Consider the following 13179-nt stretch of genomic DNA (forward strand, 5'->3'; position numbering starts at 1 on the left):
CCTACCGCAGCACCACCGGACCCAGCAGCCCTGACGGCTCGTGGATCATGTACTGGGACAGGAAATCCTGCTCCTGCTTGCCGAGGTTATTCGTTACCTCAATCACCAGCCGGTTCTCGCCAACAACCAGCGCGCTGCCTGCATCAAAGATGTACGGCGGGCAGATTTTGACCCCCAGCTGCTGGCCGTTAAGCATAACCTCCGCTACTTCATACACGCGTCCCAGATCAAGCACGGCATTGGCCGGAGCTGCTTCCTCCAAAGTAAACGCCAGCTCATAACGCATCGTTCCGGAGAACCGTGCCTTGCCTTCCACTCTGGAAATGTCCCCCAGCGATACCAGTGTCTGCTCTGCAGAAAAGGACGGATAAGCTGTGGCTGTGGCAAAAGAAACGCTCCATTCTCCACCGATTTCTGCGGCCTCATTTGCCTGCTGCGGAGCCGCTTCCGCTGCCTCCCGGCTCTCGAGCACCACAATGGATTCATACGGATGCAGCACCAGCTGAACTGCAGTTTTGCCATCGGCCTGCGACTGCGATACCGGCTTAACCTGATTGGTGAAGCCGTCATAGGCAATAACCGGACGATCCCCGCTCAGCGTCACCGTTGTCTCAATCACCTTGTAAGGATCTTCATTGAAGAACATGTACACATCACCTTCGGCCTGACGGTAATGATAGCTGCGCAGGTACGGCTGATGCTCTGAGGTGTGCACATCGTGATGATTTTCTTTTATCAGCTGAGCCGTAAAATCCTCCAGCCCGCATACCGCCGCCTGCTCCACTAGCGCACCGTCCACCTGCTCCCCGTGCTCGTTTCTCACCGGAAGACCGTCAATGAACTGCACCCGGATACCGGCATCCGTGAACACCTTAACCCGCTCCAGCAGCGTCTGCGGCAGTGCCTCGGCATAAGGGATGACCAGCGCGCTGAACATCTGTCCGTTAATCGTATACGTGCCGCTGCCAAGCTCAGCCTGTGCAATCAGATCCGCCGGAATAACATCAAATTCGATCTGATGCTGCGCCAGCTCCTTTGCCGGCTTCTGGAACAGCATATACTCACCCAGCCATTCCGCTTCCGCATGATACAGCAATCCAACATTAGCAACATGCTGCCCTCCGTTCAGCAGATGGCTGACCCGGTTCAGATAATCAAACAGCACGCTCATGAACCGGTACTGCGGATTATGGCCTCTGGCATCGAGATGCGGCGGGCAGTCGGGATCGGGGAACTCTTTTGGCGAAAAGGCATGGGGTACAAAATGGGTCACGCCCCGCACCAGCATATGGTCGGTAATCCACTTCATCAGCTTGATGCCTTCCGCCCAGCCGTAAGCCCCGTAGACCTCGCACATCGTGCGGTTCCGCTTTTTGGGATCGAGATGGCCGAGGGATGCGCCCATCTTAGCCAGTCCGTAATGGAAAAACTCCCCGTCCCAGCCCTTCGCCGTCATCGATTTGAACGGGCCTTTGTCCATGCCGGGCATAATCTGGTTCAGCACCACGTCGATGCCGGCCATATCCTGCTCCCAGATCGCTCTGAAAAAATGTCCCGCCCCGTAACCGAGCCGCGCATGCGCATTGTTGTCCTCGATCAGATGGCCGATATACTCTACCCCGTGCTCCCGGCACCAGGCCGCCAGCGTTCCGGTGAACGCTTCACCATACATCCGGCTTACAATGTCCATGTATTTGTAGCGGATGGCGTGCTCTGCACCCTCTGCCTCCACGGTTGAGAGCAGCGGCAGCAGCAGCCGTTCCTCACCAGTGAACCTGTCCTGCAGGCCTTCCTTCCAAGGCAGCACCATTTCTGTCCGGCCTATCGAGCCGAAGGCCCCGTGCATATTGCCGAACCGCGGCTCATCCGAGAAAAATCCGGCAAACGTCCGGCCGAAATCCGCCGCATAACGGGCATAATGCGATTCGTAGACCTCGTTAATCAGCACTTTTACAGCTTCAGGATCAAGCGGATTCAGATAGCCTTCGGTGTGCGGCTCACCGCCGTGAATCGTCTCCAGCAGGATAAAGATCCGCCAGTCTCCTTCCGGGATGTCCCAGTAGAGCACGCCGTCCTGCTCATGGGAGCTGATATCCACGAAGCTCGCCGGATCGACGCTGTTCTCACCAGTTCTCCGGGCGGCGATGATGCTTAGAATCTTATCGTTCACGGCCTTCGGCGTTGCAGTCAGGCTCATCCGGTTGCCGGGGCTGCCCCATTTTACGAGAAAAGAGGCGTCCTGCAGCGGACCGGTGAAATCGAGCTGGTGGATTTTGAGGTATTTTTTGACCAGCTCCGGGTGATCGGACTTGATCTTTCCGTTCGCATAGCCCGTAGGAAAATGGGAGTCGTCCAGCAGCCATACCTTCATATCACGGCGGCGGGCCTCATCCATAATAATGTCCATGTCGCGCCACCAGCCCTCACCGCAGAAATCGGGGTGCGGCCGGGATTCCACGCAGACGGCGTGTATGCCGGACTCCTGAATTTTAGCGACCGATTCTCTTAAAAGCGCCTCCGGCTCTCCATGCAGCCACAGAAAAGGAAGCACGTAGTTTTCCTGTTTATTGTCCAGAACCTCAGTAAGTCTTCTCATAATGCTCCACTCCTGTCTATTTCGTATATATATATATATCTATCTGTTCCCGCTGGAACACGGATTATTAATTTGACTTACCAAACTTAACTTCATATAGTTGATCTTATCTTTGGACAAAGGGGGACCTCAGCTATGCAGAGAGATGAATTAAGGCGGCGGCTGTCCGAGCTGTCGGAAAGCGAGCACCGTCACCGGAAGGACCCTGACAAGGGCCTGCTTATATTCGAACAAATGAACCGGACGGTTAACATCACCGGAAGCCCGGTGTACATTCTGGATCTGGACCCTTATTCAACCCATGCATGGAGAGACTCCAAATTTCCCGCTAACTCTACTAACTCTTTTCACATCAACCAGATGACGATCCGCCAGCATTCCCGCTACAGTAAAATTCCGATGCATATCCATAACTACGTGGAAATCAATTACGTCTACTCCGGCCAGTGCAAGCAGATTATCGACGGCAAACACGTTACCCTGCGGGAGGGTGATCTGTGCATGCTCGATACCAATGTGCCGCATACCATTCTCGAAACAACCGAGGACGATATCATCATCAATCTCATTATGCTGAAGCCGTTCTTCACCACAGGTTTTCTGAGCAGGCTGGCGACGACCGGGATCATTTCCAATTTCATCGTCAATGCGATCTCGCAGATTCATAATCACAACCGCCACATTATTTTTCATACCGGGAATGAAACCTCCTTCAAGGAGACGATGGAGAGCCTGATGTGCGAGACCTTTGATCCGGGCTTCTGCTCCAAGGAGATTATCGAATCCTATATGGTTATTGTGTTCAGCAAGCTGCTGCAGTCGTTCCAGGGCGGTCAGGACAAGGACTACGGTGATGATAACGGCAAGGCTAATCTGATCAAGATCCTGAAATACCTGGAGGACCATTACAAGGACGTCACCTTGATCTCCGTAGCCGAGCATTTCAATTTCCATCCCAATTACTTTAGCAGCTATCTGAGAAAAGCGACCGGAAGAACGTTCAAGGAGCTTGTGCAGATTCAGCGGATGACCAGCGCCGGCCTCCTCCTGACCAATACTTCGCTTACTGTGGAGGAGGTGGCCGGTGAGGTCGGCTATAACAATCTCGGCTTCTTTTATAAAAAATTCGTGGCTTATTACGGCCAGACTCCGAGCGATTACCGCAAGCAGCACCGGTAGTGCAGTTTTATTAGCGGATGCTCAGTACCAGCTCGCCTATCTTAACTTCGCTGCTGCGGTCTGCCTTGAGCTCAACCGATTCATGCTCGGCTGTATTAGTAACAATTACCGGGGTCGTCACCTCGAACTGGTTGTCCCGGATCATGTTCCAGTCGACAATGGCCAGCAGCTGGCCTTTTTGGACGACATCGTTCTCCTGAACCTTAAGCTCAAACGGCGCGCCCTTCAGCTTAACCGTATTAATCCCCATATGGATCAGCAGCTCCACACCGTCATCCGACACCATTGCAACCGCATGCCTGGAGTTCGCCACGGTTACTACCGTACCGTCGAACGGCGCGTAAACCTTATTATCTGCCGGAATGACGGCATAACCGCTGCCCATTGCCCCGCTTGCAAAGGCTTCGTCCGGCACCTCACTGAGCGGGATAATCGTACCTTGAATGGAGTTGTAGACCTGGGTTTTCGTACCCGCCGCTGGTGCTGTGCTGCTTGCCCCGGATGCTGCCGGCGCTGCCGCTGGAGTCTCCTGCTTGTCCTTGAAGCCGAACAGATAGGTGAGCACGGCTGCGATAACAACGGCCACCGCACTTGCAATGACATAGGCATAGAAGCTGTTGTCGAGCCCTGCAGGATTAATGAACATCGGAGCTGCAAAAATCCCCCCGCCGCCGAAGCCGAACATCTTCGCACTCATCGCCGCAGTAATACCGCCGCCTACAGCCCCGGCAATTCCCGCCATGACAAAAGGCTTTTTGTACGGAAGCGAGATCCCATAAATCGCCGGCTCTGTTACACCCATGAAGGCGGATATGGCGGCCGGACCGGCAATGCTGCGCACCTTCGCATTTCTTGACTTCAGGAACACCCCGAGCGCCGCACCAACCTGGGCAAATACAGAGGCACTCAGAATCGCATTCACCGGATCATACTGGAGCGTTGTAATATTGTTGATCAGCACCGGGATAAAAGCATAATGCAGGCCGAAGATGACAATCAGCTGCCACAGCCCGCCGAGAACAACACCTGCGACGACCGGACTGAGGTTATAAATCCACATGGTCGCATCTGCCAGCAGGCTGCTCGCTTCCGTTAGCACCGGACCCACCAGCAGGAAGGTCAGAATCCCGGTAATCAGAATGGTAAAGAGCGGTACGAAGAACAGCCTCAGGGAGGCGGGAAGCTTGCGTTCAAACCATCGTTCCAGCTTCGCCGCAACCCAGGCGGCAAGAATAATCGGAAACAGTGACGAGGTGTAGCTGGCCAGCACAACCGGAATCCCGGCAAAGGTCAGGCTGTCACCCGCATTATAGGCGGTAATGACCGCCGGATAGACCAGCGCGGCGCCGATGGCTGCCGGAATAAACGGATTGCCGTTAAATTTCCGGCCGGCCGAGAAGCCGACAATAATCGGCATGAAATAGAACAGCCCGTCTCCAAGCGCATTCAGCAGAATATAAGTGCCGTCTGTTGCCGCCAGCCAGTCCAGTGCAGTGGCCAGACCAAGCATCCCCTTGATAATCCCGGCAGCGGCCAGCAGGCCGATGATCGGTGAGATAATGCCGACGATTACATCGACGAAGCGGTTAAAGGCATTTTTCTTTTTGCCGGATGGCGCTGCTTCTGCATCATTCGACAAGACTGCTCCGCCGAGCTGGTCCGTGACCTCTTTATAGACCTCTTTTACCTTGTTGCCGATGACAACCTGGTATTGGCCTCCGCTTTTGACCACTGTCATAACGCCGTCCAGATTATTGATCGTGTCCGTCTGGGCGGCGGATTCATCCTTAAGCGTAAATCTTAACCGGGTGACACAATGCTCCAGGTGGCTGATGTTGCTCCTGCCCCCGACATTCCGGATAATCTCCCCCGCTAATTTCTGACTGTCCATAATAGACCCTCCCTGTTTCTGAAAAAAGGATATGATGGAAAACGCCGGCATCTGCTGCTTCATAGGATTTCATCCCAGTATGCCGATCATTCCAATTAAGCGTATAGCATGTACCGTAGAGCGTTTACAATGAAGCTGAAGCGGATATTTCCAGGTTAGGCCTTTACCCTTGAATACCCTTACAAGGCTATGATAACAAACGGGGACAAGGTAAGGTATCGTCAGTTCTTAATCAATTTACTTACCAAACTTAAGGTTAGGTAAAGCGGTTACGGAGATGCTTGGGTGTAATGCAGGAGGGGTTGGGATGGCGGACTGCGGGGCGGAAAAAGTTTCCAATAAGCGGAAGACGGCTGCAACCTTCCCCCTCAAACAACCGTCAGATAAGTATTATGGAGGTGAACCCTTATGCGCAGAGCAGCCCTGCTTGCTCTTTTAATCATCCTTTTCCTGCCTGCCGGCAGATCGAGTGCCTTATCCTGTGCCGAATTTCAGACGGTTGAACAAGCCTATGATTATTACGACGGTATCGTGATTGGACAGGTGGATAAGGTGTCCCGGAGTAACGACGATTCCTCCAATGAGATCCATGTCACGGTTAAGCGCAGCTTCAAAACAATAACGGAGCGGTCGCTCATCCTGAAGGAGAATATCACCTGGGGGGCGCTCAACGGACCGAGCGAGACTGGAAAGGACTACCTGTTCTATCTTAAGCAGACGGACGGGGAGTGGGAAAATCCGTTATGTTCACCTTCTGCGTTAATCAGCAGCGATTCTGCCGCGCCGGAGTATTTGCAGAATAAAGAGATCGCACTGCTGCCTGCTCCACAGCCGCCCGGAGATAACAGCACTTTGGCTGAGAATACGTCCATCGATGCCTGGACCATCGGCGGCTTAGTGGTCATCGGCATATTAACAGCTGCAACGATTGTCCGGTCCCTCCGGAGGAGGGGTTAAACCTACGTTAAATCTGTATTTGAAAAGAACACCTGTATTTAAAAAGAGGGAGCTGCTCTCCGCTTTATGGAGAATAGCTCCCTTTTCTTGTGTTGCCTTTTGAAAAAGCATTATTTCAGAATACCGAAATCTCGAAGCAGCTGAGAGTTATCCAGTGCAGGCAGGCCAAGCGGGCTGCGCAGCTTCTCCAGCTTCTCCACCAGATCTTCCTGATTCGCATAGACATAAGGGCTCTTCCATTCCGATTCCAGCGTGATTAGCTCCGTTGCGGCAGGCTTCATCGTTTTGTAGTTCAGAATCCAGCTGATCAACTGATCCTTGCCGATATCCGTACGGATATTATCGCCGAGAATATCAATAATCTCGCCCAACTTGGTTAACCCGTTCACAGAATCCAGCTTGTCGAGGATCAGGTTCAGCACTTCCTGTTGCCGCTCATTCCGGGAAAAGTCAGAGGATTCCGCCGTTCCGCGGTTGGATTTGCGGTAGCGGACGAAATCGAGCACTTCCTTGCCGTTCAGATGCTGCATCCCTTTTTTAAGATTAATATTGGTGCCGTCCGCGTTATCGACATACCGCATATCCATCGGCACGTCAATATCCAGCCCGCCCAGCTCATCGACGATACTGCTGAAGGCTGCAAAATTAACCAGAATCATATGATCAATATCCATCTGCAGCAGGCTGCCGTAAAACTCTCTCGTCTTCTGCAGGTCTTCGCCCTTGTTATGGGCATAATAATAGGCATAGTAATAGTTCGCCTTGTGCGTTCCCAGCTCACTGCTGGTGAGCTTCATATCCCGGGGAATAGACAATATGGACAAGCGTTTGGTAGCAGGTTCATAGACAACCGGCATAATGACATCCGTGTTCATCGTCCCGCCGCTGCCGCTTCTATTATCGACGCCGGCCAGCAGGAACGTAAGCGGCTTGTTCATCTCTTCTCCGGCAGCAGCATCTGCAGCAGCCGAAGCTTCCGGGGCAGGCGATGCCGTTCCGGCTGTTCCACTCGGGGCTGTGCCCGATGCCGAAATCCGGTCCAATGCCCGTTCTGTCTTATAATACAGTGTTCCGGCATATACCGCACCGGCAATCAGGCAAGTGCCGAGTATAGCAGACGTGGTGATCAGCACAGTGCGTTTACGTGTTTTGCCGAGCTGCACTTTCCTTCTCTTACTCCGTTGATCCATTCCCTTCCTCCTGCTTGCTATGTATTAACTATTATAAGTCGACAACTATTATACCATACGCTGCCAGAGGTCCTCAAAAAGCATAGTCTCACATGCACGATGCGGCAAAAGGTGTATAATAAGGGAACCCTACTGAAAAAGGATGTCATAACATGCTTCTCAAGCTGAACCGCATACTTAACCGGATGATGCCGTTAATTACGCCGCTTAGTGTGCTTACCGGAGTGCTCTGCGGCAGCGCCCTGACCCCTTATACTCACTTATCCCCCTGGCTGTTTGCCTTTATGACGTTTGCCGGGAGCATCAGCCTTGGTGTCAAGGATTTCGTAAATGTACTCAAAAAACCGCTGCCCCTGTTCGTCTGTCTGTTTATCCTGCATATTGCGATGCCGCTGGTCGCTTTCGGGCTCGGAAATCTGCTGTATTATACAGATCACTTTACCATTACCGGCCTGGTGCTGGCCGCTGTCATCCCTACCGGGATCAGCAGCTTTATCTGGGTCAGCATCTATAAAGGCAACACCGCCCTTACTCTCTCCATTATTCTTATCGATACCCTGCTTGCCCCGTTTATTGTCCCGGGGGTATTGTCTGTACTGATCGGAACGAGCGTGGAGATGGATACATGGGCGATGATGAACAGCCTCTTCTGGATGATTGTAGTGCCTTCGCTGCTTGGAATGGCACTCAATGAATGGAGCAAGGGTGCCGTCGCCCCCGTCTGGAGCCCGCGCCTGAATCCCTTCTCCAAGCTGTTCATGGCTGTTGTCATTATGATTAACGGCTCGGTTATCTCGCCGTATCTGGCTAACATTGACCTCAAGCTGGTCGGGCTGGCAGCCGTAATCGTGTTCATGGCCTCCACCGGCTATGTTCTCTGCTTCCTGACCGCCAGGCTGCTGCGCTGGAATGAAGCTGACGAGGTCGCGCTGATCTTCAATGGCGGCATGCGCAATATCAGCGCCGGTGCCGTCCTCGCTGTATCCTATTTCCCGGCCCCGGTTGCCGTACCGGTAGTTCTCGGCATGGTATTCCAGCAGCTGCTCGCTTCACTGGCCGGCTTCATACTCGGCCGGCGCTCCAAAGTCAGCCATCCGGCAGACCGGACCTCAGCGGCCTAGCCGCGGTTATCGCGAGCGCAGCAGCGTAATCTGTCTGGCTAAGTACGCAGGGGTATAAGGCATATCCCTGCGCAGCCATTTGACAATAGTGCCGATTAGCGCTGCAGAGCCGTACCAGAGCGCAATATCCCGCTGTACTGCTGACTCCGGAGTCTCCCCTTGGCGTGCAAGTCGTGAAGTAATCATATCCTCGATCAATTTTACCAGCCTGTCCGTAAAAATCGTGCTGTGCCTAAAGGTCAATGTAACCTTATACAACCGCGAGTTAGCCTCAATATGCTTCAGCAGGCTCTCCAGCAGCGGCCACTCCTCCCCTGAAGCCTGTTCGGGATGACTGCTTACCACCTTATAAATATCCTCCACCATCTCATCCGCCATTCTCTCCAGCATATCCGGCAGGTCCCGGTAATGCAGATAAAAGGTCACCCGGTTAATCCCCGCCCGCTCAGCAATACGGTTTACTGAAATCTTCTCAATATCCATTTCCTCCAGCAATTCAATCAGTGCATTCTTCAGCAATTGGCGCGTGCGCAGTACGCGGGGATCGATACGCGGCATTTCACTATCCATCCTGTTCTCTCCACTCCCTCACTCTAAAAAATCAGACTACAATTCACGTGAAAATGTCTCATTTGCTCAAGTTAGACTACAGTCCTCAGCAGACCGTCAATTACTTTACACATTTTCTGAAAACGTCGCTTGATTACATGAAATTTTCAATTATAATATGTTTTATGCTTTGTAAACTATACAACACACTGTAAATTAAGTCCATGCAGTATGGGTAACAGGAAAGGATGGCTTGAAATGAGCACAGTAACAGAAAACAATAATTTCATAAAAAAAGGCCCCATCTTGTTCATCATGATTCTAGGTGCCTTTCTGGCGACGCTGAACCAGACGGTTATGAGTGTTGCTGTTCCGGGGCTAATGAAGGATTTCGGCATTACCGCAGCAACAGCCCAATGGCTGACCACTGGCTATATGCTCGTTAACGGGGTACTTATCCCGATTACTGCCTTCCTGATGCAGCGTTTTACCACACGTGAGCTGTTCCAGACCTCGATGTTTGTATTTCTGGCAGGGACGGTTGTCTCGGCGCTAGCCTCAAGCTTCCCCGTGCTTCTGACCGGGCGAATGATTCAAGCAGCCGGGGCTGGCATTATAATGCCGCTGCTGACCAATGTCATCCTGGCCCTTTTTCCCCGGGAAAAGCGGGGCGCGGCGATGGGGATGGTCGGGCTGGCAATTATTTTTGCGCCGGCAATCGGGCCGACACTGGCCGGATATATTCTGGAGCATTACAGCTGGGAGACCATGTTCTACGGCATGATTCCTTTGACGCTCATCGTCATCGTCTGCGGATTTCTCTATCTGCGAAATGTATCAGAGCGCACTTATCCCAAAATTGACCTGATCAGCGTAGTCCTGTCCACCGCCGGGTTCGGTATGCTGCTGTACGGCTTCAGCCAGGCAGCCGGCAGCGGCTGGTCAAGCGGCGAGGTTCTGCTGACGCTAGGAACGGGAATTGTTGCGCTTGCCCTGTTTATATGGCGGCAGCTGGCTTCGCAGAACCCGCTGCTTGATCTGCGCGCCTTCAAATACAACATGTTCAGCCTGACCACGCTTATCAGCGTTGCCGTTACAATCGTAATGTATGCGGATATGATGCTCCTTCCGCTCTATCTGCAGAATGCCCGCGGCTACACTGCACTTGAATCCGGCTTGCTGCTTCTGCCGGGCGCCCTGATTATGGGGCTTCTGATGCCGGTCACCGGCAAGCTGTTCGACCGGTTCGGCGCAAAATGGCTGGCTGTCACCGGCCTGCTCATCATGATCCTCACAACGCTCGGCTTCGTGAACCTGACCGACTCGACCAGCTTCACTTATCTGGTGCTGATGTCTACCGGCCGGCGGATCGGGATGGCGCTGCTGCTGATGCCGATCCAGACTCTCGGCCTGAATCAGCTGCCGTCAAAGCTGAATGCGCACGGCACGGCCATCTCCAATACAACCCGGCAGGTAGCCGGCGCTGTCGGAACCTCTCTGCTGGTTACAGTAATGACGAGCCGCACGACCGTACACATGAAGGAGATGCTGGCTGCAGGCGCTGCCACAGGCGGCACGCAGGAGCATATGATTATGGAAGCATCCATCCAGGGCATCAACGATGCCTACCTCGTCATCGTCGGGATCGGTGTCCTCGGCCTGCTGCTCTCCTTCTTCATTAAGAAGGTCGGACCGGCCGCAGGCTCAGAATCCGGCCGGCCGCTCAAGCAGGCAGCCGTGGAGAACGCCTGAGGCACAAGCTCTCACTCTGGGGGCCACATCACAGGCATTATTGTACTGTTAATCCGCACCCCACCGGGCGCTGCCCGCAGTAAAGAGCCCAGCCGGCAAACCGCCGCTGGGCTCTTTTTTTATATCCATATTTCTGCACTAGCGCTGCTTGCTTTATTGTTTCTTTTTCAGCTGTACCCGCCGGTACCGCATTACTTTTTTATACATAGATTTGTCTTTAAGCTGATTGAAAATATACGGGTCGGGCATCATGTTCACTTCAATAATCCACGGGATCAGCGACCGGTCCAGACCTACATCCACACCAATCTGATGAATTTTCGGGTAGGTCTTCTGCATATGGGCTGCCATGCGCACACCAAGCGTGTTCAGCTCTTCTGTCAGCCGGGCCAGCCGGTGCGGGGACAAATGGCTCTGGAGCAGTGCTTCGATGGCCATCGGCTTGCCGCCGCTGTGGTAGTTCGTAACAATTTTGCGCGGATGTCCCAGCCGGCCGATAATGCCGGTAGCCTCCCAGGCTCCCTTCGGACTTACCTGCACCATCACCCGGATGTCAAAGCGGCGGCTGTTATGCTTCAGCAGATGAATGCCCTTTTGAATCAGATATCTTCTGCGGCCTGCTTTCTTCGCCAGACTTTTATGGAAGGCTTCGAACGTATCAAACTGGCGGACCGTCTCCTCATACTGGTAGGTAAAGCCCCCCCGTTCTCCCCGTTCAGCCCGGATTACGCCGTTCCCGTACGTTCCCCGCTCAGGCTTGACATAGATCATTCCGTAGCTGTAAATCATCTGCTCCAGGTTGCTTCTGCTGAATCTCCGGGTGTCCGGAATATAGCGCTTAATGAAACCGCTCTGCAGCAGCAGCTTGGTCTTATACCATTTACTCTGCAGAGGGTCTGCCTTCTTCACCTTCACATCTGCACTCTCCTGTCCGGGTAAGACAGTCCGCCTCCCCTGATATACATGACAGTGCATTTTATGCTGCGGCTGCTCCGGTTGAATGAACCATCTGTCCAGTGGCGGCGCATTATCTTTAAAGTCGCTTTTGCCCTGTCACCGTCAGCTTGCAAGGCATACCTTAGTGCAGACGCTAACGTGTCAATTCACACACGGAGATGAATCCCATGTCAGCACCTTCAGCAGGCAGCGCGGTAAGCGGGCCCCCTATCGACGTCCTGATCCCGGCTATTGAAAAGGATCTGGCGACCCTCCCTTTTGTAATTGACAGCCTGCGCCGCTATGTCCGCCATCCGATCAGTCATATCTACATCGTCTCACCGGCCAGCAGCAGAATCAAAGCATTGTGTGCACGCAAAAATTGTATTTTTGTCGATGAAACCACTGTGCTGCCGTTCACCAAACGAGACATCCAATACTCCTCCTCACGCTGGAACCGGTCCGGCTGGCTGTATCAGCAGCTGCTGAAAATGAATGGAGACCGCATCTGCCGCGAGGCCTTTTTTCTGGTCATTGACGCAGACACTGTGCTGATCCGCCCCCACCGCTTCCGCACAGCAGGCAAAACCGTCTTTTATTGCCGGGACTGGAGCCAGCCGGAATATTTCCGTACGTACCGGAAGCTGCTCGGGAGCGCCGCCCCTTCCCCCAGGTCTTTTGTGACCCATTACATGCTGTTTGAAAAACAGAAGCTGGCCGCTTTAAAAAATGGCATTGAAGCACGGCACGGCCTGCCCTGGCATGCGGCCATTATGCGCAGCATCAATAAGAAAAAGCAATTTGGCTTCTCCGAATATGAGACGTATGCCAACTATGTATACAGCCACAGCCGCACTTCGGTGCTGCTGAGAAGCGCCAACAATAAATCTCTGCACAGTCCGGCAGCCAGCCTGAATGAAAAACAAATCCGCAAGCTGGCCCGCACCTACCGTTCTCTGTCTTTCCATCAGCGTAAGGGCTATTCCATTCCCGGCCGGCACTAAGGAG

The 13179-nt window shown here is 53.3% G+C and carries 10 protein-coding genes; 5 read left to right on the forward strand and 5 right to left on the reverse strand.

Annotated elements, in window-relative coordinates:
• Position 1 precedes the first annotated feature (1 nt).
• Positions 2-2596 carry a glycosylhydrolase-like jelly roll fold domain-containing protein gene (locus tag R70331_RS21480; RefSeq protein WP_042178926.1) on the reverse strand — a complete coding sequence of 865 codons (2595 nt, stop codon included), beginning with the start codon at positions 2594-2596 and terminating at the stop codon, positions 2-4.
• Between the two features lie 135 nt (positions 2597-2731).
• Here R70331_RS21480 and R70331_RS21485 point away from each other — a divergent pair, with 135 nt between their 5' ends.
• The gene (locus R70331_RS21485) at positions 2732-3775 is read left to right on the forward strand and encodes an AraC family transcriptional regulator (RefSeq protein WP_042178929.1); all 1044 of its coding nucleotides are present in this window, start codon (positions 2732-2734) and stop codon (positions 3773-3775) included.
• Between the two features lie 10 nt (positions 3776-3785).
• On the opposite strand, the gene R70331_RS21490 is transcribed toward R70331_RS21485, so the two are convergent.
• On the reverse strand, positions 3786-5666 hold the full coding sequence (locus R70331_RS21490) for a beta-glucoside-specific PTS transporter subunit IIABC (protein WP_042183015.1): 1881 nt from the start codon (positions 5664-5666) through the stop codon (positions 3786-3788).
• A gap of 408 nt (positions 5667-6074) precedes the next feature.
• On the opposite strand from R70331_RS21490, the gene R70331_RS21495 reads away from it, so the two are divergent.
• Positions 6075-6623, forward strand: a complete 549-nt coding sequence (locus tag R70331_RS21495) for a hypothetical protein (RefSeq protein ID WP_042178931.1) — start codon at positions 6075-6077, stop codon at positions 6621-6623.
• A gap of 110 nt (positions 6624-6733) precedes the next feature.
• Here R70331_RS21495 and R70331_RS21500 read toward each other — a convergent pair whose 3' ends face one another.
• Positions 6734-7813 carry an LCP family protein gene (locus tag R70331_RS21500; protein WP_042178933.1) on the reverse strand — a complete coding sequence of 360 codons (1080 nt, stop codon included), beginning with the start codon at positions 7811-7813 and terminating at the stop codon, positions 6734-6736.
• A 152-nt stretch (positions 7814-7965) separates the two neighbouring features.
• Between R70331_RS21500 and R70331_RS21505 the strand changes: the two genes are divergently transcribed.
• The gene (locus R70331_RS21505) at positions 7966-8934 is read left to right on the forward strand and encodes a bile acid:sodium symporter family protein (RefSeq protein ID WP_042178935.1); all 969 of its coding nucleotides are present in this window, start codon (positions 7966-7968) and stop codon (positions 8932-8934) included.
• 6 nt (positions 8935-8940) lie between these two features.
• On the opposite strand, the gene R70331_RS21510 is transcribed toward R70331_RS21505, so the two are convergent.
• On the reverse strand, positions 8941-9504 hold the full coding sequence (locus tag R70331_RS21510) for a TetR/AcrR family transcriptional regulator (protein ID WP_042178937.1): 564 nt from the start codon (positions 9502-9504) through the stop codon (positions 8941-8943).
• Positions 9505-9741: 237 nt separating this feature from the next.
• Between R70331_RS21510 and R70331_RS21515 the strand changes: the two genes are divergently transcribed.
• Positions 9742-11235, forward strand: coding sequence for a DHA2 family efflux MFS transporter permease subunit (locus R70331_RS21515; protein ID WP_042178939.1), 1494 nt, complete (start codon positions 9742-9744; stop codon positions 11233-11235).
• 153 nt (positions 11236-11388) lie between these two features.
• Here the strand turns inward: R70331_RS21515 and R70331_RS21520 are convergent, their stop codons facing one another.
• Positions 11389-12150: a YheC/YheD family protein gene (locus R70331_RS21520; RefSeq protein ID WP_042178941.1), complete on the reverse strand. Its 762-nt coding sequence runs from the start codon at positions 12148-12150 to the stop codon at positions 11389-11391.
• A 209-nt stretch (positions 12151-12359) separates the two neighbouring features.
• On the opposite strand from R70331_RS21520, the gene R70331_RS21525 reads away from it, so the two are divergent.
• Complete coding sequence (locus tag R70331_RS21525) at positions 12360-13175, forward strand: DUF6492 family protein (protein WP_042178943.1); 816 nt, start codon at positions 12360-12362, stop codon at positions 13173-13175.
• The last annotated feature ends 4 nt before the right edge of the window (positions 13176-13179 follow it).

It is taken from the genome of Paenibacillus sp. FSL R7-0331, assembly GCF_000758645.1.
GTDB lineage: Bacteria > Bacillota > Bacilli > Paenibacillales > Paenibacillaceae > Paenibacillus_AQ > Paenibacillus_AQ camerounensis.

What these genes read in the sequence shown, in the direction of transcription:
- R70331_RS21480 (WP_042178926.1), bottom strand. Translation starts at nt 2,596, where the DNA reads ATGAGAAGACTTACTGAGGTTCTGGACAATAAACAGGAAAACTACGTG.
- R70331_RS21510 (WP_042178937.1), bottom strand. Translation starts at nt 9,504, where the DNA reads ATGGATAGTGAAATGCCGCGTATCGATCCCCGCGTACTGCGCACGCGC.
- R70331_RS21500 (WP_042178933.1), bottom strand. Translation starts at nt 7,813, where the DNA reads ATGGATCAACGGAGTAAGAGAAGGAAAGTGCAGCTCGGCAAAACACGT.
- R70331_RS21490 (WP_042183015.1), bottom strand. Translation starts at nt 5,666, where the DNA reads ATGGACAGTCAGAAATTAGCGGGGGAGATTATCCGGAATGTCGGGGGC.
- R70331_RS21495 (WP_042178931.1), top strand. Translation starts at nt 6,075, where the DNA reads ATGCGCAGAGCAGCCCTGCTTGCTCTTTTAATCATCCTTTTCCTGCCT.
- R70331_RS21485 (WP_042178929.1), top strand. Translation starts at nt 2,732, where the DNA reads ATGCAGAGAGATGAATTAAGGCGGCGGCTGTCCGAGCTGTCGGAAAGC.
- R70331_RS21525 (WP_042178943.1), top strand. Translation starts at nt 12,360, where the DNA reads ATGTCAGCACCTTCAGCAGGCAGCGCGGTAAGCGGGCCCCCTATCGAC.
- R70331_RS21505 (WP_042178935.1), top strand. Translation starts at nt 7,966, where the DNA reads ATGCTTCTCAAGCTGAACCGCATACTTAACCGGATGATGCCGTTAATT.
- R70331_RS21515 (WP_042178939.1), top strand. Translation starts at nt 9,742, where the DNA reads ATGAGCACAGTAACAGAAAACAATAATTTCATAAAAAAAGGCCCCATC.